We start from the raw sequence: 22,442 nt of genomic DNA, 5'->3' as shown, positions 1-22,442 counted from the left end.
ATGGATGTCAGGCAAATGCGACGGGCATTCTAGCATGAAGGTTTTCTGGCGCCAGCGCTGGCAGCCGGCCATAACGTTTAGGCATATAACAGCCGTTATTAGACGATTGTCGACAATGCGCATTTATTCTTTGACTATTTTGGGCTGATTGGCTAGTTTTTGCGGCATCGCTTTTAAAGGTGTCGACAATATGCTGGGTCAGCTGGAAAATTCGGTGGTGGGGTCGGACGATTCCCAAACCATGTCCGAGAACGTCTTCCGCCGTATCCAGGCCGCCATCGTCAAGGGCGAGATCGCGCCTGGCAGCAAGATCTCCGAGCCGGAACTGGCGCGCACCTACGGTATCAGCCGCGGGCCGCTGCGTGAGGCGATCCACCGCTTGGAAGGCCAGCGCCTGCTGGTGCGCGTGCCCCATGTGGGCGCCCGGGTGGTGTCCCTGAGCGAGGCGGAACTGGTAGAACTCTACGAGATCCGCGAATCCCTCGAAGGCATGGCGTGCCGTCTGGCGGCCGAGCGCATGACTTGCGAAGAAATCGAAGAGTTGCGCCAAGTGCTGCACACCCACGAGCGTGATGCGGCGTTCCAGGCCGGGGTCGGTTACTACCAGCAGGAGGGCGACTTCGATTTCCATTACCGGATCATTCAAGGTGCGCGCAATCGCACCCTGGCTCAAATGTTGTGCGGCGAGCTGTATCAGTTGGTGCGCATGTACCGCATCCAGTTCTCCGCCACCCCCAATCGTCCACGCCAGGCCTTTGCCGAGCATCACCGCATTCTTGACGCGATTGCCGATCGCGACGGTGAACTGGCCGAGTTGTTGATGCGCCGTCATATCGGCGCCTCCAAACGCAATATCGCCCGCCATTTTCAGGACGGCGCCCCCCAGACAGCCACTCCACGAGGTGAGTCATGAGTTCCCATAACAACAGCACACCAGGCCAGCGTTTTCGCGATGCCGTCGCCAGTGAACAGCCTCTGCAAGTGGTTGGCGCAATCAACGCCAATCATGCCTTGCTGGCCAAGCGAGCCGGCTTCAAGGCGATCTATCTGTCCGGTGGCGGCGTGGCTGCCGGCTCCCTCGGCGTACCCGACCTGGGCATCACCGGCCTCGACGATGTACTGACCGACGTGCGCCGTATCACTGACGTGTGCGATTTGCCGCTGTTGGTAGACGTGGACACCGGTTTCGGTTCCTCGGCCTTCAACGTGGCGCGTACGGTCAAATCGATGATCAAATTCGGTGCCGCCGCGCTCCATATCGAGGACCAGGTGGGTGCCAAGCGCTGTGGTCATCGTCCAAATAAAGAGATCGTGTCCCAGCAGGAAATGGTCGACCGCATCAAGGCCGCGGTGGATGCACGCACCGACGACAGTTTTGTGATCATGGCGCGCACCGACGCGCTGGCCGTCGAAGGTCTGGAGTCTGCGCTGGAGCGCGCCGCGGCCTGCATCGAAGCCGGTGCCGACATGGTGTTCCCGGAAGCCATCACCGAATTGGACATGTACAAATTGTTCGCCGCCCGCGTGAAAGCGCCGATCCTTGCCAACATCACTGAATTCGGCGCGACGCCGCTGTACACCGTCGAACAGTTGAAATCTGCCGATGTTTCACTGGTGTTGTACCCGCTGTCGGCTTTTCGCGCGATGAACAAGGCAGCGGAAAACGTCTACACCGCGATCCGTCGCGACGGTACCCAGCAGAACGTGATCGACACCATGCAAACCCGCATGGAGCTTTACGATCGCATCGACTACCACACCTTCGAGCAGAAACTTGACGCGCTGTTTGCCGCCAAGAAGTAAAGGCATTGCGAACACCTTTACCTGTAGGAGCGGGCTTGCCCGCGAAGACCGTCAACGATAACGCGCTCGACCTGAATGCACAGGGCGCCCTGAAGTTTTTCGCGAGCAAGGGCTAGGCACCCCCCTCGCTCCTGCACCCGGTTGTGTGTTGTGAGCACGCCTCCCTGATAAATATAAAATTGGAGAAGAACATGGCTGAAGCAAAAGTACTGAGTGGCGCCGGCCTGCGTGGCCAGGTTGCCGGGCAGACCGCCCTGTCCACCGTGGGCCAGGCGGGCGCCGGGCTGACTTACCGTGGCTACGATGTGCGTGAACTGGCCGCCGATGCGCAGTTTGAAGAGGTCGCCTACCTGCTGTTGTACGGTGAACTGCCGAACAAGGCCGAACTGGCCGCCTACACGGCCAAACTGGCGACGCTGCGGGATTTGCCACACGCCTTGAAAGAGGTGCTTGAGCGCATTCCCGCCGATGCCCATCCGATGGACGTGATGCGTACCGGTTGTTCGTTCCTGGGCAATATCGAGCCGGAGCAAGACTTCAGCGCCCAGCGTGACATCACTGACCGCCTGCTGGCCGCCTTTCCGGCGATCATGTGCTACTGGTATCGCTTCAGCCACGACGGCCAGCGCATCGACTGCGTCACCGACGAGTCGTCCATCGGCGGTCACTTCCTGCACCTGTTGCATGGCAAGAAACCGAGCGAGTTGCACGTCAAGGTGATGAACGTCTCGCTGATCCTCTACGCCGAGCACGAATTCAATGCTTCGACCTTCACGGCGCGTGTCTGTGCCTCGACCCTGTCGGATCTGTACTCCTGCGTCACCGCCGCCATTGGTTCGCTGCGCGGTCCGCTGCACGGCGGGGCCAACGAAGCGGCGATGGAAATGATCGAGCGTTTCTCCTCGGCCGAGGAAGCTGTCGAGGGCACCCTTGGCATGCTGGCGCGCAAGGACAAGATCATGGGCTTCGGCCACGCGATCTATAAGGACAACGATCCGCGCAATGAAGTGATCAAGGGCTGGTCGAAAAAACTTGCGGATGAAGTGGGCGACACTGTGTTGTTCCCGGTTTCCGAAGCCATCGACAAGACCATGTGGGAACAGAAGAAACTCTTCCCCAACGCCGACTTCTACCATGCTTCGGCGTACCACTTCATGGGTATCCCGACCAAGCTGTTCACGCCGATTTTCGTCTGCTCGCGCCTGACGGGCTGGGCGGCCCACGTTTTCGAGCAGCGCGCCAATAACCGCATCATCCGTCCAAGCGCCGAGTACACCGGCGTTGATCAGCGCAAGTTCGTGCCAATCGAGCGACGCTGAATGGGGGGACCGGCGATCCTTTGATTGGAAACCCGAGCAAAAATGTGGGAGCGGGCAAACCCGCTCCCACATTTGGATTGGAAATCCAGCACAGGAGCTGCGTCGGTTCTGCCTTTTGTAACCACCGTGACCGAGTCCAGACGATGAACACTGAATACCGCAAACCGCTACCCGGCAGCCGCCTGGATTACTACGACGCCCGTGAGGCTGTCGATGCAATCACGCCCGGTGCCTACGCTACCTTGCCGTACACCTCTCGCGTATTGGCGGAAAACCTCGTGCGACGCTGCGACCCGGCGACGCTCAAGGCTTCTTTGGGTCAGTTGATCGAGCGTAAGCGTGACCTCGATTTTCCTTGGTTCCCGGCGCGCGTGGTGTGTCATGACATTCTCGGCCAGACCGCGCTGGTGGACCTCGCCGGCCTGCGCGATGCCATCGCCCTGCAGGGCGGCGACCCGGCCCAGGTCAACCCGGTGGTGCCGACGCAACTGATCGTCGACCATTCCCTGGCCGTCGAGGCCGGTGGTGCCGACCCGGACGCCTTCGAGAAAAACCGCGCCATTGAAGACCGCCGCAACGAAGACCGTTTTCACTTTATCGAGTGGACCAAAAAGGCCTTCAAGAACGTTGATGTGATCCCACCGGGCAACGGCATCATGCACCAGATCAACCTGGAGAAAATGTCTCCGGTGATCCAGGTGCGTGACGGCGTAGCCTTCCCCGATACCTGCGTCGGCACCGACAGTCACACCCCGCATGTCGATGCGCTGGGCGTGATCGCCATCGGCGTCGGTGGCCTGGAAGCCGAAAGCGTAATGCTGGGTCGCGCCTCGTGGATGCGCCTGCCGGAGAGCGTCGGTGTCGAGTTGACCGGTAAGTTGCAACCAGGCATCACGGCCACCGACATGGTGCTGGCGCTGACCGAGTTCCTGCGTCAACAGAAAGTCGTCGGCGCCTGGCTGGAGTTCTTTGGGGAAGGTGCCTCGGCATTGACCTTGGGCGACCGAGCGACCATTTCCAACATGGCGCCGGAATATGGCGCCACGGCGGCGATGTTCTACATTGATCCGCAAACCATCGCCTACCTCAAGCTCACCGGGCGTGAAGACGAACAAGTCGCATTGGTCGAGCAGTACGCCCGACAAACCGGCCTGTGGGCCGATGATCTCAAGGGCGCACAATACGAGCGTGGCTTGAGCTTCGATCTGTCGAGCGTGGTGCGCAACATGGCGGGCCCGAGCAACCCGCACGCCCGCGTCGCCACCAGCGACCTGGCGGCCAGAGGCATCTCCGGGCAATGGCACGAAGTGCCGGGGCAAATGCCCGATGGCGCGGTCATCATCGCCGCCATCACCAGTTGCACCAACACCAGCAACCCGCGCAACGTGATCGCCGCTGGCCTGCTGGCGCGCAACGCCAACAAGCTGGGCCTGGTTCGTAAACCATGGGTCAAATCGTCCCTCGCGCCCGGCTCGAAAACCGTGGCGATGTATCTGGAGGAGGCCGGTCTGGACCATGAGTTGGAGAAGCTCGGTTTTGGCGTGGTGGCGTTTGCCTGCACCACCTGCAACGGCATGTCCGGCGCGCTGGATCCGGTGATCCAGCAAGAGATCATCGAGCGTGACTTGTACGCCACCGCCGTACTCTCCGGGAACCGCAATTTCGACGGGCGCATTCACCCGTATGCCAAGCAGGCATTCCTCGCTTCGCCACCGCTGGTGGTGGCTTATGCAATTGCCGGCACTATCCGCTTCGATATCGAGAAGGATGTGCTGGGCCTGGATGCCGACGGCAACGAGATCCGCCTGCAAGACATCTGGCCGGGTGACGAGGAAATCGACGCCGTGGTCAAGGCGGCGGTCAAGCCAGAGCAGTTCCGCCAGGTCTACATCCCGATGTTCGCCATCCATGAAGACACCGGTCCGAAAGTCGCACCGCTGTACGACTGGCGTCCCCAGAGCACCTATATCCGGCGTCCGCCGTACTGGGAAGGCGCCTTGGCCGGCGCGCGTCCGCTCAAGGGCATGCGCCCGCTGGCGGTACTGCCGGACAACATCACCACTGACCACTTGTCGCCGTCCAACGCGATCATGCTCGACAGTGCCGCCGGTGAGTACCTGGCGAAAATGGGCTTGCCGGAAGTTGACTTCAACTCGTATGCGACCCATCGCGGCGACCATTTGACGGCGCAGCGCGCGACCTTTGCCAACCCCAAGCTGTTCAACGAAATGGTGCTCGAGAACGGTAAGGTCAAGCAGGGTTCGCTGGCGCGGATCGAGCCGGAAGGCCAGGTCACGCGGATGTGGGAAGCCATCGAAACCTATATGCAGCGCAAGCAGCCGTTGATCATCATCGCCGGCGCCGATTACGGTCAGGGCTCGTCTCGCGACTGGGCCGCCAAGGGCGTACGCCTGGCCGGTGTGGAAGCGATTGCCGCCGAAGGCTTCGAGCGCATTCACCGCACCAACCTGGTGGGCATGGGCGTGTTGCCCCTGGAGTTCCTGCCGGGTACCGACCGCAAGACGTTGCAGATCGACGGCAGTGAAACCTATGACGTGATCGGCGAGCGGACCCCGCGAGCAACGTTGACGTTGGTGATCCATCGCAAGCACGGCGAACGAGTCGAGGTGCCGGTGACCTGCCGCCTCGACACCGCCGAAGAAGTCTCGATCTATGAGGCGGGCGGCGTGTTGCAGCGTTTTGCCCAGGACTTCCTGGAGTCGACGGCGACTGCCTGACATAACCGGCGCAGGGGATTTCAGTTCCCCTGCGCCTGACGAGGACAACCATGGCACACGTACCGCAAATCAAGATTCCCGCCACTTACATGCGTGGCGGCACCAGCAAAGGGGTGTTTTTCAGCCTCAAGGATCTGCCTGAGTCGGCCCAGGTTCCAGGCGCCGCGCGCGATGCCTTGTTGCTGCGCGTGATTGGCAGCCCGGATCCCTACGATAAACAAATCGATGGCATGGGCGGCGCGACATCGAGCACCAGCAAAACCGTGATCCTGGCCAAAAGCACCCGCGCCGATCACGACGTGGATTACTTGTTCGGCCAGGTCTCCATCGACAAACCCTTTGTCGATTGGAGCGGCAACTGCGGCAACCTGTCGGCGGCAGTCGGCTCCTTTGCCGTCAGCAGCGGCCTGGTGGATACCGCGCGTATTCCCCGCAACGGCGTGGCCGTGGTGCGGGTCTGGCAGGCAAACATCGGCAAGACCATCATTGCTCACGTGCCGATCTCGGACGGCGCGGTTCAGGAAACCGGCGACTTCGAGCTGGACGGTGTGACGTTTCCGGCGGCCGAGGTGCAGCTTGAATTCATGGACCCGGCAGCGGAAGAAGAGGGTGGCGGTGGCTCGATGTTCCCCACCGGCAACCTGATCGACGACCTGGAAGTGCCCGGTGTTGGCACCTTCAAGGCGACGTTGATCAACGCAGGCATTCCGACGATTTTCCTCAACGCTGAAGCGCTCGGCTACACCGGCACCGAGCTGCAAGGCGCGATTAATAGCGATCCGAAAGCCTTGGCGATGTTTGAAACTATCCGCGCCCACGGCGCGCTGCGCATGGGGCTGATCGAGCATCTGGATCAAGCCGCCCAGCGCCAGCACACGCCAAAACTCGCATTTGTGGCGCGGCCTGCGGATTACGTGGCGTCCAGCGGCAAGGCGATCAAGGCTGCAGATATTGACCTGCTGGTGCGGGCACTGTCGATGGGCAAGTTGCACCACGCGATGATGGGAACGGCGGCGGTGGCGATTGGTACCGCGGCGGCGATTTCCGGGACGCTGGTGAATCTGGCTGCGGGCGCTGTGGAGCGCAACGCGGTGCGCTTCGGGCATCCTTCGGGCACCTTGCGCGTGGGGGCAGAAGCGAGCCAGGTCAACGGTGAATGGGTCGTCAAAAAAGCCATTATGAGCCGCAGTGCGCGGGTGCTGATGGAAGGGTTTGTGCGTGTGCCGGGAGATGCTTTTTAACTTGAAGCAGCGATCCAACGACTAAAACATCACCTAGCAGACACCCAAGATCTGCTCTCAAAAATACCGTGACCCCGAGGGAAACCATCCACCCACTCCGGAGTACCGCCATGACCAGCAACGTCGACCAGAATAACCGCCCCGACTATGACCAGGTTCTGCAGGACATCGCCGACTACGTGCTGACGTTCAGTACCGAATCCCGCGATGCCCTCGACACCGCCCGTAACTGTCTGATGGACACGCTCGGCTGTGGCCTGCTGGCATTGCGCTTTCCCGAATGCACCAAGCACCTGGGGCCTATCGTCGAAGGTACGGTGGTGCCATTCGGTGCTCGGGTTCCGGGGACCTCGTTTCGGCTGGACCCGGTCAAGGCCGCGTGGGATATCGGTTGCATCGTGCGCTGGCTCGACTACAACGACACCTGGCTTGCCGCCGAATGGGGACATCCGTCCGATAACCTCGGCGGCATCCTGGCGGTCGCGGATCATCTGTCGCAAAAACGCGTGGCCAATGGTGATGCTCCACTGACCGTACGCGACGTGCTCGACGCAATGATCATGGCCCATGAGATTCAAGGGGTGATCGCCCTGGAAAACGCCTTCAACCGTGTCGGCCTCGACCATGTGTTGCTGGTGAAAGTCGCCAGCACCGCGGTCACTGCGAAGCTGATGGGCGCCAACCGCGAGCAATTGCTGGCGGCCCTGTCCCAGGCATTTGTCGACGGCCAGGCGTTGCGCACTTATCGTCACGCGCCGAACGCCGGGTCGCGCAAGTCTTGGGCCGCGGGAGACGCGTCGAGTCGGGGTGTGCGCCTGGCGGACATTGCCATGCGCGGCGAGATGGGAATTCCCGGTGTGTTGAGCGCAGCGCAGTGGGGCTTCTATGACGTGCTGTTCAGTCATACCAACAAGGATCTGGCCCTCAAACCCGAGGATCAGCGGGTGTTTAGCGTGTCCCAGCCCTACGGCACGTATGTGATGGAAAACGTGCTGTTCAAGATCAGTTTCCCGGCCGAGTTTCATGCACAGACGGCGTGCGAGGCCGCCGTGGCCTTGCATCCGCAGGTTAAAAATCGTCTGCATGAGATTCAACGAATCGTCATCACCACCCACGAATCGGCTATTCGCATCATCTCCAAGGTCGGCCAATTGGCCAACGCCGCCGACCGCGATCACTGCCTGCAGTACATGACCGCCGTGCCCCTGGCGTTTGGAAATCTGGTGGCCGAGCACTACGAGGATGAATTCCACGCCGCTCATCCGATCATCGATGAGTTGCGCGGCAAGATGGAAATCGTCGAAGAACCGCGTTATAGCCGGGAATACCTGGAAGCCGACAAACGCTCGATTGCCAACGCCGTGCAAGTTTTTTTCAAGGATGGCACCTGCACCGAGCACGTGGCGGTGGAGTACCCGATTGGTCATCGTCGGCGTCGGGCAGAAGGCATTCCATTGCTGGAAGACAAATTCAGGGCCAATCTCGCCACCCGCTTCACCGCCCAGCGTAGCGCCGAGATTTTTGCGTTGTGCAAAGATCAGGCACGGTTGGAGGCGACGCCGGTGAACCGCTTTGTCGACCTGTTCGTGATCTGACCCCGCTCGGCATGCCCTAATGTGGTGAGGGGGGAAGCCCTAATACCGTTCAGCTAAGGTATTTGTAGGAGCGAGCTTGCTCGCGAAAAACGTCAACGATAACGCGTGTTTCCTGAATAAACGTGGCGTCTTTGAGTTCTTCGCGAGCAAGCTCGCTCCTACAAAAAACTTAGCAACGGCGTTAGGATAAGCCCCCTCGCCACAGGGGGAAGTTCTGGTCGCGGTATGTGCACTCAACTCGACTCAGGCTGAGCAATCACTCGAACCGCAGGATCACCCTGCGGTTGTGTTTGCTCTTCTTCTCGATCTTCTCGCAGAACACCCGGCCGATTTCCTCGGTGTTGATCACATGGGTGCCGCCACACGGCTGGATGTCGATACCGGCAATTTCAATCACGCGGACCGCGCCTTGGATCACCGGCGGCGCCACCGCCTGGGTGCGGGTGATCTGCAGCAAGGTGGAGTACTCCGACGCTGGCATCGATAAGGACCTGACTTCATGGGCTTGCTCAATCAGTGCATTGAGATCGCGGGTGATGCTGTCCTTGTCGAGGGTCATTTCCGGCAGGTCGAAATCCAGTCGGCCCTTGTCGGCACTGATGCTGCAACCGGTGACGGGAGCGTCGATGATCGAGCACAGCAGGTGCAGGCAGGTGTGCATTTTCATGTGCTGGTAACGCCGTTCCCAGTCCAGGCTGGCGTCCACCTGCACGCCCGCACTCAGTTGCGTGGGGCAGTGTTCCACCTGATGCCAGATGATCGAGCGCAGCACGGGATCGCGAACCGTTCCGGTCACATTGATCCGTGTGTCGTCGGGCAGGGTAAGGTACCCGGTGTCGCCCGGTTGACCGCCGCCGGTGGGGTAGAACAGCGTGTGTTCCAGGGCAATGCCCTGTTCGCTGACGGCAATCACCCGGGCGCTGAAAGCGTTCTGGTAGGGCGCGCTGTCGAACAGCGCCAGGGTTTCCATGGTGTGCACGGACATGTTCAACCTCCGACTATCAATGGGCTGGCTTGCAGCAGATGGCGCACCATTGCACTCAAGCCAGGAGGAGAGAGCAGGGTGATTTCAAACTCGGGGCCGCAGACCTTCAGGTTCAGCGGCAGGCGCGGCAGGTGGTCGCCCGACTCGACGCGGTGCAGGCGAAATTGCAAGTGGTGGCGGTCCTTCACCGTCGGCTCGAGCATCAGCCCCGGCAATGGGTGGAAGTCAGCATCCAGCACCGTGACCCGGTGGCTGGTGTGGATCTCACCGACCACGTGCAGCCGCTCATCCATGGCGAAGGCGCCGAGGTAGTTGCTGTGATCCGATTCATCGTTTTTTTGCAGTTGGATCTGGTTGACCACCTTGACCTTGGTGCCCGCCGGTACGTCCTGGGTGATCACGCAGGATGGACTGATAAACACGTTGTCGCCGATCAGTACATAACCGAGCACTCTGGCGCCGGCGCCGACTTCGACATTGTTGCCCAGGCGTGGATGGCGCTTGCCGTCGGGGTTATTGGCGATCCCCCGGGCGCCCAGGGTTACGCCGCACAGGATGTAGCAGTCATTGCCGATCTCGCAGGTTTCGCCGATCACCGTGCCGTAGCCGTGATCCAGCACAAAACGCCGACCGATTCGCGCCGCGGGGTGAATTTCGGCGCCTGACAGAAGCTTGCCTTGATTGCTCAGTGTCAGTGCGATGCTGGTAAAAATTCCGTTGGACGGGGCGCAGAGGTTCCACACCCGATGTGCCAGTCGGTAGTACAGCACCGCCTTGAACGAGGCGTAGGACTCGAGGATCAGTCCGCCACGTCCACGGGACGCCGGGTCGCGGTAGGCATAGGCGATCAAATCCTCTGCGATATCCTGCGCCGCTTCCTGAATCAGCGGGGCCAGGTGTACCTGCAACGGTTGTATCTGCGCCGGCGTGAGGGTCTTGATGAGGTGCGTCAGCAACTCCTCGTGCAGATGTTGCATGTCGATAAAGCCTCCCATGGAAGGCACTCCCGCAAGTGGCATTATTCGAAACAGGGCAGATAGCTGTCGGCGCTGTCATAAACCATCGTCAGTACCACCGTGTCGGTGGGCAGTTCCGGTGCGAGTCTGGCGATGGCCACCATATTGGCGGCCGACGACAACCCCAGGCTCACGGCATCGGTGCGCATGATGCGTTTCATCATTTCCAGGCACTCCAGCCGGGAAACCTTGAGCATGCCGTCGAGTACCTCAAGGTTGAGAATGCTCGGGATCAGTCCGATGGACAGACCCTGAATGTGATGCGGGGCGTGGCGATCATTCAGCAGGTCGCATTCCTCGGGTTCCACACCCATCACGCGCATCTGCGGCCAGGCTGCCTTGAGGGTTTCACCGATGCCGGTGATATGGCCGCCGGTACCGATGCCGCTGACGAAGTAATCCACCTGTCGCTCGCCAAACGCGCGGATGATTTCCGGGGCGGTGGTATCGCGGTGGGTTTGTGGGTTGGCGGGGTTGCGCTGCTGGTTGAGCATGACGTAGCTGGGGTTTTCCAGTTGCAGTTCCATGCACTTTTCGCCGTGGGAATTGTTCCCCAGGCGACTGTCTGACAGCACCACTTTGGCGCCGTAGAGGCGCAACAGTTTTTGTTTCTCTGGGCTGTAGTTGTCCGGGATCACCAGTACCACCTTGTAGCCCAGCACATTGCCGGCCATCACCAGGCCGATGCCGGTGTTGCCACCGCTGGGCTCGATGATGGTTTGTCCTGAGTCGCGAATCAGGATGCCCCGGCGTTCGGCGTCGAGGATCATCCCCAGGGCGATGCGCGCCTTATGGCTGCCTCCCGGGTTGAGTGATTCAAGCTTGGCGAAGACTTCAATGCCGAGGTCTTCGGAAAACTGTTCCAGGCGCACGATGGGCGTCTGGCCAATAGCGTCGAGTATCGAGTTATGTAACATCAAGCACACCTCTGGCCGGTGATCAGTACAAAGGCATGTCGGGTTCGACGTCGCGAACCCAGTGTTTCATGCCACCTTCCAGGACTTTGGTGTTGGCAAAGCCGGCCGCGAGCATGGTGCTGGCAGCCTGTTCCGCACGGATGCCGGCGTAGCAGATCAGGTAATGGGTGTTGTCGCGGCTGAGGGTGTCGAGCTGTTCGTCGAGTTCGGCCAGGGGAATGTGAACCACGCCTGGCAGCTTGCAAACCTCCAGTTCGCTGGCGTCGCGTACGTCCAGCAGAATGTCGGCGCTGCGTCGTTGCTCCAGTAGCTGCTTGAGCAAGCGGGGTTTGATGTAGCGCTCCTCGGCCAGGGTCGGCACCGCGCGTACGGTATCGGCACACACGGCTGCCACGGGCTGGTGTGCATCACGCAATTCGGAGCAGCACGGACAATCGGCGCGACGCTTGAAGCGGATTTCGCTGAACTTCATGGCCAGCGCGTCAAAGCGCATCAGTCGCCCGGACAACGGCTCACCGAGACCAATCAGGAGTTTGATTGCCTCGGTGGCCTGGATCATTCCGACCACACCCGGCAGTACGCCGATCACCCCGCCCGCGCTGCAATTGGGCGCCAGTTCTGCCGGCGGCGCGTGGGGAAACAGGCAGCGATAGCACGGCCCGCCCTTGTAGTTGAGCACGCTGATCTGGCCGTCGAAGCGGTAGATGGCGCCATACACCAAGGGTTTGCCGAGCTGCACGCAGGTATCGTTGACCAGGTAGCGGGTTTCAAAGTTGTCTGTACCATCGATCACCAGGTCGTAGGCGCCCACCAGATCTAAGGCGTTGTCGACGTTCAGCGCGGTATCGTGCGCATTGATCTGGATATGGCTGTTCAGGTCTTGCAGGCGCTGTTTCGCGGACTCCACCTTGGGCAGGCCCAGCGTGCTGTTACCATGCACAATCTGGCGTTGCAGGTTGCTGCTTTCCACCACATCGAAATCCACCAGCCCCAGGGTGCCGATACCTGCAGCCGCCAGATACAGGCTGATGGGCGACCCCAGCCCGCCAGTGCCGATGATCAGCACCTTGGCTTTTTTCAGATTCAGTTGCCCTGCACGGCCGACGCCGGGCAGGGTGATATGCCGCACATACCGCTGCACCTCTTCATTACTCAGGGTGTCGATATCCATACCGCCGGAAGTGGCGAGCAGTACTTCGATTCTGGCTTTTTCCGGCAGTTGTTCATCGGGGCTGATCAGCTCTTCCCCGGCGGTGAACAGGAAATGCTCCTTGAGCTGGTCGTTCTTCTCGTGGAACAGCTGCGCCCGCAATTGCGGGTGGTGATTGCAGAGGTTTTCAATGACTTCGCGCAATGTCGATCCGGCGCCCTCAAGGGTCGATTCTGGCAACTTGGCCACGCGGACCAGAATGTCGGGGAAAGAGACAGCGTTCATGTACAACTCCGTTTGCAGGTCGTTGAAAGGGGTGAGGGCGAAGTGCTTGCCATCCCAGGCAAACAGTTTTGACCCAAGGGCCTTGCCCTGGCGGACGTCCACCACCAGGTAGCTGACGGGGTAGATCGGTTCACCCATGTACAGGGCCTTGTCCTGATCCTCGTCACTGAAATAGGCACCGACATCCGGGTGCGAGTGGTAGATCACCGTTACCGGGTTATCGCTGCGAAATGCCTTGTTCATCATCAGCGTATCGGCCACCGAAAAGGTGTAGCCATTGGCCGCGCTGCGGGAGTACATCTGCGGGTTTTTGCGGTGCAGCTCATTCTGGATGTTGCTGCCCAGGTACACGCTGCCGTCGGCGAAGACAAAGCCGCAGCATTCTTCGGGATAGCTGCGGCTGGCGTGGGCGTAAATCTGTTCCAGGGCGTTTGGGCGGAGCACGTCCATGTTTCTCTCGCGTCAGTGAATAAAAAGGGTCAATGGTTCTTGGTCAAGAGTTTTTCTATCGGCAATTTGGTAATGGCGAAACCTGCCAGCAGGATCGCCGAGTACAGCATCAGGTCCCTGGACAATTCGAGGCCTTCATACCAGGCGCCGATGATCACGGCGAACACCGGGAAGATGATGAAGACGAAGGACAGGATGATCGGGCTCAAACGCTTGAGCAGCATGAAGTACACGATAAAACCGCCGACCGAGGCCACCAGTCCCAGGTAGAACAGGGCGCTCCAGGAGCGCAGCGTAATGGCCTCGAAGGTCGGGGATTCAAACCACAGGCCGGCCACGAACAACATGAGTCCGGCAATCCCGATGGGCAGGGTGTTGTAGGTGATGACGCTGATGGCGCTGCCTTTTTGCTTGGTGATGACATAGCACAAGGCATGCATGATCGCGGCGGTCAGAATAGCCAGCACGCCGAAGAACTCGGCATGGTCCAGGTGCAGCCCCTGGCTCCTGATGATCATGTACAGGCTGCCGAAGCCGATGCCGATCCCGACCACTTGGGAAAAGTAGATGCGCTCACGCAGCAACAGCGCGGAGAAAATCAGGATGAACACCGGCATGCAACTGAACAGCAAGGCTGTGAGGCCGGAGGAGACGTGCATCTCGCCGTAGTTGAGCAAGTAATAAGGAACGCTGAAGTAGGAAAGCGTCACGAACACAAAAAACCAGCGACTTTCCCGTGGGAACAGGATCGGCTCGCGGCGCAACAGCGCAAAACACAGAAATAACGGAAACGCGATCAGGAAGCGCAAGCCCGCCGAGGTCAGCGGCGGCACGCTTTCCACTGCGATCTTGATCCCCAGCCAGGTGGTGCCCCAGCTCAAGCACACGATGAGGAACATCACGCTGGTAATCAGCCCTGCCAACCACTGCTTACGTGGTTTTGTTTTTTCGGCATTTTGAAGAACGGCGGACATTGGCATCGTTTATTGCTTCCCTGAGCCGGAATTGAACTCTATATTGAACGTGTCATTAGAGGTTTTATCCGGTAATTGAACCCGTTAAAGCACACTATTAGGGCGAATGATGGCTGTCAAAACAAATATTGACATGGTGTCAATTATGCGAGAAGGGCTCTCCAATGGGCAGGGCATGAAGTACAAGCGCCTGTCGGATGTTATGGAACGCGGCATTCTGGAAGGGTTGATCGAACCGGGGCGAAAACTGCCGCCTCATCGCGTGCTTTCCGACAATCTCGGAGTGACCATCGGCACCATCAGTCGGGCCTATGGCGAACTGGAACGCCTTGGTCTGGTCGTGGCGCGGGTCGGTGACGGGACGTTCGTGCGCAAGCGTGGGATGGAACGTCAGCGTGATGAAGGTTTTCGCAACGTCAGCGAAGAGCCGCGCCAGTACTTCGATATGAGCCGCAATATGCATATCCCGGGGCAGGAAACGACGTTCCTGGCCCAGAGTTTTCAGACCCTGGCCAATAACGCCAAATTCCTGCAGGACATCAGCGCCTACACCCCGGACGCCGGATTGCCGCGTTATCGTGAAGCGGGGGCGCAATGGCTGGTGCAGCGCGACTTTCACCCGATTCCCGAACAGGTCATCTGCGTCAATGGCGGCCAGCACGGATTGCTCTGCGCGATGATGGCCTTATTGCGTGCGGGCGATACCGTGGTCACGGAACAACTGACCTACCCCGGATTGATCACCGCCGCACGGATGCTCGGCATACGCTTGATCGGCCTGGAGATGGATGACGAGGGTTTGCTGCCGGGGGCGTTGGAGGAGGTTTGTCGCAATCATCGGGTGTCGGCTCTTTATTGCACGCCGACCATCCAGAATCCGACGACGGCGGTATTGTCCGTTACCCGTCGCGAGGCATTGGTTCGGGTCTGTCGTGAACACAATTTGCTGATCCTCGAAGATGAGGCCCATGGCGTGTTGGTGGAGGATCGCCCGCCACCCCTGAGTCATTTCGCCCCGGAACGCACCATCCTGATCAGCAGCCTGAGCAAGGCGGTGTCGGCGGGATTGCGCGTGGGTTATGTGCACGCGCCTCCGGCGTTGGTCAGCCGGATCTCCGCCGCATTGCGTTCCACCTGTTGGATGGCGACGCCGGTCACGCTGGAATTGGCCACGCAGTGGATTGAAAACGGTACGGCGCAATACCTGTTGCACCAACAGATCAACGAGATCAGCCGCCGCAAAACCCTGGTCGAAGGCCTCTTGAGTGGCCTTGAGTATCGCACGCACCTCAACAGCCCGCATTTCTGGATTGAAGTGCCGGAGCCGTGGCGAGCCTCGGAAATCGAAGCGGAACTCAAGCAGAACAATTACCTGATCGCCACCGCCGAGGCATTTGCCGTGGGGCAAACGGCGGTGCCACAGTTCATTCGGGCAAGTATCTGCAATACCTCGGGGGATGATCAGCTGTTGCGAGAAGGATTTGACGCTTTGGCCACCGCCCTGGGGCAGGGTGGAGGAAGGTTTCATCTATAAGCGTTGAATGTTTGATCTGCGCTTGATAAATGGCCCCTATGACGAGGGGGCTTGCCGGAACGCCGTATCGCTCCCGTTGGGCTGCGCAGCAGCCCTTAAACCGGCCACCTGGTTTGACTGGGCGAACGGGGAAACGTTTTGGGGGTGCTGCGCAGCCCAACGGGGGACCAGCCCCCTCGCCACAAATGGCCTGGAAGCCACAGGAAATCCGCGCTCCAGGTTATTTGAAACGGCGTTCGACGCCTTTTTCCACCAAAATCTTTGCCGAAATTTCTTCCACCGAAAAATGTGTGGAGTTGATGTGTGCAATATTTTCCCGGCGGAACAGATTTTCCACTTCGCGCACTTCGAATTCGCACTGGGCATAGCTCGAATAGCGGCTGTTGGGCTTGCGTTCGTTACGGATGGCGGTGAGACGGTCCGGATCAATGGTCAAGCCGAACAGCTTGTGCTGATGCGAGCGCAGGGCGGCCGGCAGTGTCAGGTGTTCCATATCGTCTTCGGTCAGCGGGTAGTTGGCCGCGCGAATACCGAACTGCATGGCCATATAAAGGCACGTCGGCGTCTTGCCGCAACGGGACACGCCCACCAGGATCAGGTCGGCCTTGTCGTAGTAATGGGTGCGGGCACCATCGTCGTTGTCCAGGGCGAAGTTCACCGCCTCGATCCGCTCCATGTAATTGGAGTTGTGGCCAATGGAATGGGATTTTCCCACAGAATATGAGGAGTGCTCGCTCAACTCCTGCTCCAGTGGGGCGAGGAAGGTCGAGAAGATGTCGATCATGAAACCATTAGAGGTTGCGAGGATCTCACGAATGTCCTGATTGACAATGGTGTCGAAAATGATCGGGCGAAAGCCGTCTTTTTCGGCGGCCAGATTGATTTGTTGTACCATGAGCCGCGCTTTATCCACGCTATCGATATACGGTCGCGTGAATTTGGCGAAGGTAATGTTTTCGAACTGCGCCAACAGGCTTTGACCCAGGGTTTCGGCTGTGATGCCGGTGCCATCGGAGATAAAGAAAGCAGATCGTTTCATTTGAGCCTTGGGCCTTAAGCTGATGACGAATCTTGGATATGATAGGTGCGATTTTGCCGTCCCGCAGTGGGCCGCATTCTCACTTATTTTCCAGGTCCAGGCCACAAACGCCGGTAACTGCTCCTACTGAGCACCCAGCGCCCTGAGCTTTTCCAACACAGTTAGTGGAGAGATCACCTTGGTAGAGTACGTAGTTTCCCTCGATAAGCTCGGCGTCCATGATGTAGAGCATGTGGGGGGCAAGAACGCATCCCTCGGCGAGATGATCAGTAACCTTGCGGGCGCCGGTGTCTCGGTACCCGGTGGCTTCGCCACTACGGCCCAGGCTTACCGTGATTTCCTCGAACTGAGCGGCCTCAACGCTCAAATCCACGCAGCTCTGGACGCCTTGGACGTGGATGATGTCAACGCCCTGGCCAAGACCGGTGCCCAGATTCGTCAATGGATCATGGAGGCCGAGTTCCCCGAGAAGCTCAACGCGGAAATCCGCACGGCCTTCGCCAGCCTTTCGGCGGGTAACCCGGACATGGCTGTCGCGGTTCGTTCCTCGGCCACCGCTGAAGACCTGCCCGATGCCTCCTTCGCCGGCCAGCAAGAAACCTTCCTGAACATTCGCGGCGTGGAAAACGTCATCCGCGCGGCCAAGGAAGTGTTCGCCTCGCTGTTCAACGACCGCGCCATTTCCTACCGCGTGCACCAGGGTTTCGACCACAAGTTGGTGGCCCTGTCTGCCGGCGTGCAGCGCATGGTACGTTCGGAAACCGGTACGGCCGGCGTGATGTTCACCCTGGACACGGAATCTGGCTTTCGCGACGTGGTGTTTATCACCGGCGCTTACGGCCTGGGGGAAACGGTCGTGCAGGGCGCGGTCAACCCGGACGAATTCTATGTTCACAAGGGCACCCTGGAAGCAGGCCGCCCGGCCATCCTGCGCCGCAACCTGGGCAGCAAGGCCATCAAGATGATCTACGGCGATGAGGCCAAGGCCGGTCGCTCGGTGAAAACCGTGGATGTCGACAAGGCCGAGCGCGCGCGTTTCTGCCTGACCGACGCTGAAGTCAGCGAATTGGCCAAGCAAGCGATGATCATCGAGAAGCACTACAAGTGCCCGATGGACATCGAATGGGCAAAGGATGGCGACGACGGCAAGCTGTACATCGTCCAGGCCCGCCCGGAAACCGTGAAGAGCCGTACCTCGGCCAATGTCATGGAACGCTATCTGTTGAAGGAAACCGGCACCGTGCTGGTGGAAGGCCGTGCCATCGGCCAGCGCATCGGCGCCGGCAAGGTGCGGATCATCAAGGATGTCTCCGAGATGGACAAGGTCCAGCCAGGCGACGTATTGGTTTCCGACATGACCGACCCGGACTGGGAACCCGTGATGAAGCGCGCCAGCGCCATCGTCACCAACCGTGGCGGGCGTACCTGTCACGCTGCAATCATCGCGCGTGAACTGGGAATACCGGCTGTGGTGGGCTGCGGTAACGCCACTCAGCTGTTGAAGGACGGTCAGGGTGTGACCGTTTCCTGTGCCGAAGGCGACACCGGTTTCATCTTCGAAGGTGAACTGGGCTTCGACATCAAGCAAAACTCCATCGACGCGATGCCCGATCTGCCGTTCAAGATCATGATGAACGTCGGTAACCCGGACCGTGCCTTCGATTTCGCGCAGTTGCCGAACGCCGGCGTGGGCCTGGCCCGCCTGGAGTTCATCATCAACCGCATGATTGGCGTGCATCCCAAGGCGCTGTTGAACTACGACGGTCTGCCGTTGGAGATCAAGGACAGTGTCGACAAACGTATCGCCGGTTACAACGATCCGGTAGGTTTCTACGTCGAGAAGCTGGTGGAAGGCATCAGCACCCTGGCGGCGGCTTTCTGGCCGAAGAAAGTCATCGTGCGCCTGTCGGACTTCAAGTCCAACGAATACGCAAACCTGATCGGCGGCAAGCTTTACGAGCCGGAAGAAGAAAACCCGATGCTGGGTTTCCGTGGCGCGTCGCGCTACATCAGCGAAGCCTTCCGTGACTGCTTTGAACTCGAATGCCGGGCCCTCAAGCGTGTACGTAACGAAATGGGGCTGACCAACGTCGAGATCATGGTGCCGTTCGTGCGAACCTTGGGCGAAGCAAGCCAGGTCGTCGATTTGCTGGCTGAGAACGGCCTCTCCCGTGGTGAAAACGGTCTTCGCGTGATCATGATGTGCAAACTGCCTTCCAATGCGATTCTGGCCGAAGAGTTCCTGGAATTCTTCGACGGCTTCTCCATTGGCTCCAACGACCTGACTCAGTTGACCCTGGGCCTGGACCGTGACTCGGGGATCATTGCCCATCTGTTCGATGAACGTAATCCGGCGGTCAAAAAGCTGCTAGCCAATGCCATCCAGGCGTGCAACAAGGCCGGTAAGTACATCGGTATCTGTGGCCAAGGCCCTTCCGATCACCCGGACCTGGCCAAATGGCTGATGGAACAGGGCATCGAAAGCGTTTCGCTGAACCCGGATTCGGTGCTGGAAACCTGGTTCTTCCTGGCCGAAGGTCAAGCCTCGGCGTAATCGCCAGCTGCCGGTCAGCTGACATGGCTGACCGGCATTTCTCATTCTGTGTAGGGCGGAACTCCTTCTGGACGCCGCCCTTTTTTGTGCAAGAACTTTATGCAAAGCAGCAGCAGCTTGTTTCCCGTCGCCTTGATCAGCGCTGAGCGTCGTGGCGACCTGAGTGAAGATGTTTATCGCCTCAAACCCGGCAACAGTCCTGATGGCACCGTTGAATTGGCGGTGACGCGCCTGGGCCTGGCCGAGGTCGCGGAAAGTCGAGGCGTGCCAGTGATCCTATTACACGGCAGCTTTTCCAATCGACGCTTCTGGTATTCGCCCAAGGGCCTTGGCCTGGGGGCTTATCTGGCGCGGCAGGGATTTGATGTATGGATCCCGGAAATGCGTGGTCACGGGCTTTCCCGGCGTAACCGGGATTACGCCAAGAACCGTGTCGCCGACTATGCTCGCTACGATTTGCCAGCCATCGCTGCGTTTGTGCGTGAGCAGAGTGGGCAGATTCCGCACTGGATTGGTCATTCCCTGGGCGGTACGACCCTCGCTGCGGCATTGGGCGGGCAGTACCTGGGCGCACCCGCGGTGGCTTCCGTGGCCTTGTTCGGTTGTCAGGTCAGTCGTACCTACTGGCCGTTGAAGATTCCGCCAGTCGAGTGGGGTGGGCGTTTTATTTTGAAGCGCTTTGCTCAACTCTCCGGGGCCCGGCTAAAACGTGGCCCGGAAGACGAACCCATCGGGCTGGCCCTGGAGAGTATGCGCTGGCATGGTTTGTTCGGGCGTTTTGGGGACGGCGAGCGCGATTGGTGGAAAGGATTGGCCGAGGTCGATGTGCCTTTGTTGGCGGTGAGTGCCGCCGGCGATCGTCAGGACCCGGACTGGGCTTGTCGCAAACTGCTTGAACAAGTGGGTTCCGAGCACCGTCAATACCTGTGCCTGGGGCGACGGCAAGGCTTTTCCGGTGATTTCGGACATGTCGAGATGCTGGTCAGCAAGGCCGCCCAGGTCGAAGTATGGCCGTTGGTAGAGCGCTGGCTGAAAGATCCGCTAACACCTGTGACGGGCGCACAACCTGAAGTCCTCGCGGTCGGCTGACAGGCGTCTAACAAGGGCGTTTCGCTTGATGAGGGTTACGGCTAAGATATGACGTATCAGGCTATTCTGGTCATATTCAGTCGCGCAATGGTTATTGCGTTGCTCGGGCGCGGATCTGATCATTACCGGCCGCGATGGCGCATTTTTAAAGAATGCCTATTGTGATGCGTTTCCCTGATGTAGCCGTGGATGTTCGACACCTTCTTTCACTGACAGGAGTTTTCCGATGAACCATTACGTGACCCCCGACCTGTGTGATACCTACCCGGAACTGGTACAGGTGCTCGAGCCCATGTTCAGCAACTTCGGCGGACGAGACTCCTTCGGTGGCGAAATCGTTACCATCAAGTGCTTTGAAGACAACTCCCGGGTCAAGGAACAGGCCGAGCTCGATGGCACCGGCAAAGTGCTGGTGGTTGACGGTGGCGGTTCCCTGCGTCACGCCTTGCTGGGTGACATGATCGCCGAGAAAGCCGCGAAAAACGGCTGGGAAGGGATGGTGATCTACGGTTGCATCCGTGACGTGGACGTCCTCGCCCAGACCGACCTGGGCGTGCAGGCCCTGGCCAGTCATCCATTGAAAAGCGTGCGACGTGGGGTTGGCGATGTGGACGTAGCGGTGACGTTTGCCGGTGTGACGTTCCGTCCGGGTGAGTATGTGTATGCCGACAATAACGGCGTGATCGTCTCGCCCAGTCCTTTGAAAATGCCTGAATAACAGCAGTAGACCGACAGGGGTGAGGATGTTCGAGGAAGAAAACGCGCAATGGGGGCTGGTGCATGCCCTGGTGCTTGACGGAGGCGGTGGTGCGCGTGCGATTGCCCGGACTGAGCTTGACCAGTTGCAATTGCAGCCTCAGGAAAGTCTGTGGCTGCATTGGGACCGTAGTCATCCGCAGACACAAACCTGGCTGCGCAAGTCCAGCGGCTTGAGCGAATTCGCCTGTGACCTGTTGTTGGAAGAGAACACCCGTCCACGACTGTTGCCTTTGCCAGACGCTGAATTGCTGGTGTTTTTGCGTGGGATCAACCTCAACCCTGGCGCAGAGCCGGAAGACATGGTGTCGGTACGCATCTTCGCGGCGGCCTCCCGGGTGATTTCCCTGCGTTTACGGCCGTTGCGTGCCACAGACGAGCTGCTGGCGCAATTGGAGGAGGGTAAAGGGCCGAAAACTGCCTCGGAACTCATCCTTTATATGGCGCAGTACCTGACCAACAAAGTGCAGGATCTGGTCAGTGATCTGTCTGAAAGCGTCGACGCCGAAGAAGAAAAACTGGATGCCGACGAACGGTATACACCGGAGCACGGCAATGTTTTGCAGATCCGTCGGCGAGCCGCTGCGCTCAAGCGTTTCCTGGCGCCGCAGCGGGATATTTTTGCTCAGCTGACCCGTATCAAACTGCCCTGGTTTGTCGATGACGATGCTGACTATTGGAACGAGTTGAACAACAGCCTGACCCGCTACCTGGAGGAGCTTGAATTGACTCGGGAGCGCGTGGGGCTTGTACTTGAGGCTGAAGATCGGCGTTTGAGCGTGCGTATGAATCGCACCATGTACCGCTTCGGAATCATCACCGGGATCTTCTTGCCGATGACTTTTCTGACGGGATTGTTGGGGATCAATGTGGGTGGTATTCCGTTCTCTTCCAGCCCCTACGGTTTTGCAATTGCTTGCTTGTTGGTGGTCCTGATTGCGCTGGGACAGTGGTGGTTGTTCAGGCGCTTACGCTGGCTCTGAGCTGAATGTGACCT

At 59.4% G+C, this 22,442-nt stretch carries 17 protein-coding genes; 11 read left to right on the top strand and 6 right to left on the bottom strand.

Going from position 1 to position 22,442, the window contains the following annotated elements; translation table 11 throughout:
* The first annotated feature begins 190 nt into the window (after positions 1-190).
* The 6 genes from BLU75_RS14925 to prpD all read left to right on the top strand — a co-directional run bounded on the left by BLU75_RS14925 (position 191) and on the right by prpD (position 8,696).
* Positions 191-913: a GntR family transcriptional regulator gene (locus BLU75_RS14925; RefSeq protein WP_084378917.1), complete on the top strand. Its 723-nt coding sequence runs from the start codon at positions 191-193 to the stop codon at positions 911-913.
* Positions 910-1,803, top strand: a complete 894-nt coding sequence (prpB, locus tag BLU75_RS14920) for a methylisocitrate lyase (protein WP_084378916.1) — start codon at positions 910-912, stop codon at positions 1,801-1,803. The genes BLU75_RS14925 and prpB overlap by 4 nt, the downstream gene beginning before the upstream one ends.
* Before the next feature lie 191 nt (positions 1,804-1,994).
* Positions 1,995-3,122 (top strand): bifunctional 2-methylcitrate synthase/citrate synthase, encoded by a 1,128-nt coding sequence (prpC, locus tag BLU75_RS14915; protein ID WP_084378915.1) that lies wholly within the window; start codon positions 1,995-1,997, stop codon positions 3,120-3,122.
* Positions 3,123-3,265: 143 nt separating this feature from the next.
* Positions 3,266-5,860, top strand: coding sequence for a Fe/S-dependent 2-methylisocitrate dehydratase AcnD (acnD, locus tag BLU75_RS14910; protein WP_084378914.1), 2,595 nt, complete (start codon positions 3,266-3,268; stop codon positions 5,858-5,860).
* Positions 5,861-5,910: 50 nt separating this feature from the next.
* Positions 5,911-7,101 (top strand): 2-methylaconitate cis-trans isomerase PrpF, encoded by a 1,191-nt coding sequence (gene prpF, locus BLU75_RS14905; RefSeq protein WP_084378913.1) that lies wholly within the window; start codon positions 5,911-5,913, stop codon positions 7,099-7,101.
* Positions 7,102-7,211: 110 nt separating this feature from the next.
* Complete coding sequence (gene prpD, locus BLU75_RS14900; protein WP_084378912.1) at positions 7,212-8,696, top strand: 2-methylcitrate dehydratase; 1,485 nt, start codon at positions 7,212-7,214, stop codon at positions 8,694-8,696.
* Between the two features lie 256 nt (positions 8,697-8,952).
* Here prpD and BLU75_RS14895 read toward each other — a convergent pair whose 3' ends face one another.
* From BLU75_RS14895 to BLU75_RS14875, 5 genes are read right to left on the bottom strand one after another with little or no spacing between them, the layout of a single operon-like run.
* On the bottom strand, positions 8,953-9,681 hold the full coding sequence (locus BLU75_RS14895; RefSeq protein WP_084378911.1) for an alanyl-tRNA editing protein: 729 nt from the start codon (positions 9,679-9,681) through the stop codon (positions 8,953-8,955).
* Between the two features lie 2 nt (positions 9,682-9,683).
* Complete coding sequence (locus BLU75_RS14890; protein WP_084378910.1) at positions 9,684-10,676, bottom strand: serine O-acetyltransferase; 993 nt, start codon at positions 10,674-10,676, stop codon at positions 9,684-9,686.
* A gap of 23 nt (positions 10,677-10,699) precedes the next feature.
* Positions 10,700-11,614, bottom strand: a complete 915-nt coding sequence (locus BLU75_RS14885) for a PLP-dependent cysteine synthase family protein (protein WP_084378909.1) — start codon at positions 11,612-11,614, stop codon at positions 10,700-10,702.
* A gap of 22 nt (positions 11,615-11,636) precedes the next feature.
* Entirely contained in the window at positions 11,637-13,499 is a 1,863-nt protein-coding gene (gene moeB / locus BLU75_RS14880; protein ID WP_084378908.1) for a molybdopterin-synthase adenylyltransferase MoeB, read from the bottom strand.
* 29 nt (positions 13,500-13,528) lie between these two features.
* Positions 13,529-14,422: a DMT family transporter gene (locus tag BLU75_RS14875; protein ID WP_165447486.1), complete on the bottom strand. Its 894-nt coding sequence runs from the start codon at positions 14,420-14,422 to the stop codon at positions 13,529-13,531.
* 160 nt (positions 14,423-14,582) lie between these two features.
* Between BLU75_RS14875 and BLU75_RS14870 the strand changes: the two genes are divergently transcribed.
* Positions 14,583-16,007 carry an aminotransferase-like domain-containing protein gene (locus BLU75_RS14870; protein ID WP_084378992.1) on the top strand — a complete coding sequence of 475 codons (1,425 nt, stop codon included), beginning with the start codon at positions 14,583-14,585 and terminating at the stop codon, positions 16,005-16,007.
* Positions 16,008-16,227: 220 nt separating this feature from the next.
* Here BLU75_RS14870 and ppsR read toward each other — a convergent pair whose 3' ends face one another.
* Positions 16,228-17,046 carry a posphoenolpyruvate synthetase regulatory kinase/phosphorylase PpsR gene (gene ppsR / locus BLU75_RS14865; protein ID WP_084378906.1) on the bottom strand — a complete coding sequence of 273 codons (819 nt, stop codon included), beginning with the start codon at positions 17,044-17,046 and terminating at the stop codon, positions 16,228-16,230.
* Between the two features lie 178 nt (positions 17,047-17,224).
* Between ppsR and ppsA the strand changes: the two genes are divergently transcribed.
* The 4 genes from ppsA (at position 17,225) to BLU75_RS14845 (ending at position 22,428) form a co-directional block, all read left to right on the top strand.
* Entirely contained in the window at positions 17,225-19,600 is a 2,376-nt protein-coding gene (ppsA, locus tag BLU75_RS14860) for a phosphoenolpyruvate synthase (protein WP_084378905.1), read from the top strand.
* 99 nt (positions 19,601-19,699) lie between these two features.
* Positions 19,700-20,689 (top strand): alpha/beta fold hydrolase, encoded by a 990-nt coding sequence (locus BLU75_RS14855; RefSeq protein WP_084378904.1) that lies wholly within the window; start codon positions 19,700-19,702, stop codon positions 20,687-20,689.
* Between the two features lie 226 nt (positions 20,690-20,915).
* Positions 20,916-21,407 (top strand): ribonuclease E activity regulator RraA, encoded by a 492-nt coding sequence (gene rraA / locus BLU75_RS14850; protein WP_084378903.1) that lies wholly within the window; start codon positions 20,916-20,918, stop codon positions 21,405-21,407.
* Positions 21,408-21,432: 25 nt separating this feature from the next.
* Positions 21,433-22,428, top strand: a complete 996-nt coding sequence (locus BLU75_RS14845; protein ID WP_084378902.1) for a zinc transporter ZntB — start codon at positions 21,433-21,435, stop codon at positions 22,426-22,428.
* Positions 22,429-22,442: the final 14 nt, after the last annotated feature.

It is taken from the genome of Pseudomonas mucidolens (genome assembly GCF_900106045.1).
Lineage (GTDB): Bacteria > Pseudomonadota > Gammaproteobacteria > Pseudomonadales > Pseudomonadaceae > Aquipseudomonas > Aquipseudomonas mucidolens.
The sequence above is the reverse complement of the archived record's forward strand: the minus strand, read 5'-3'. Positions and strand labels throughout refer to the sequence as shown.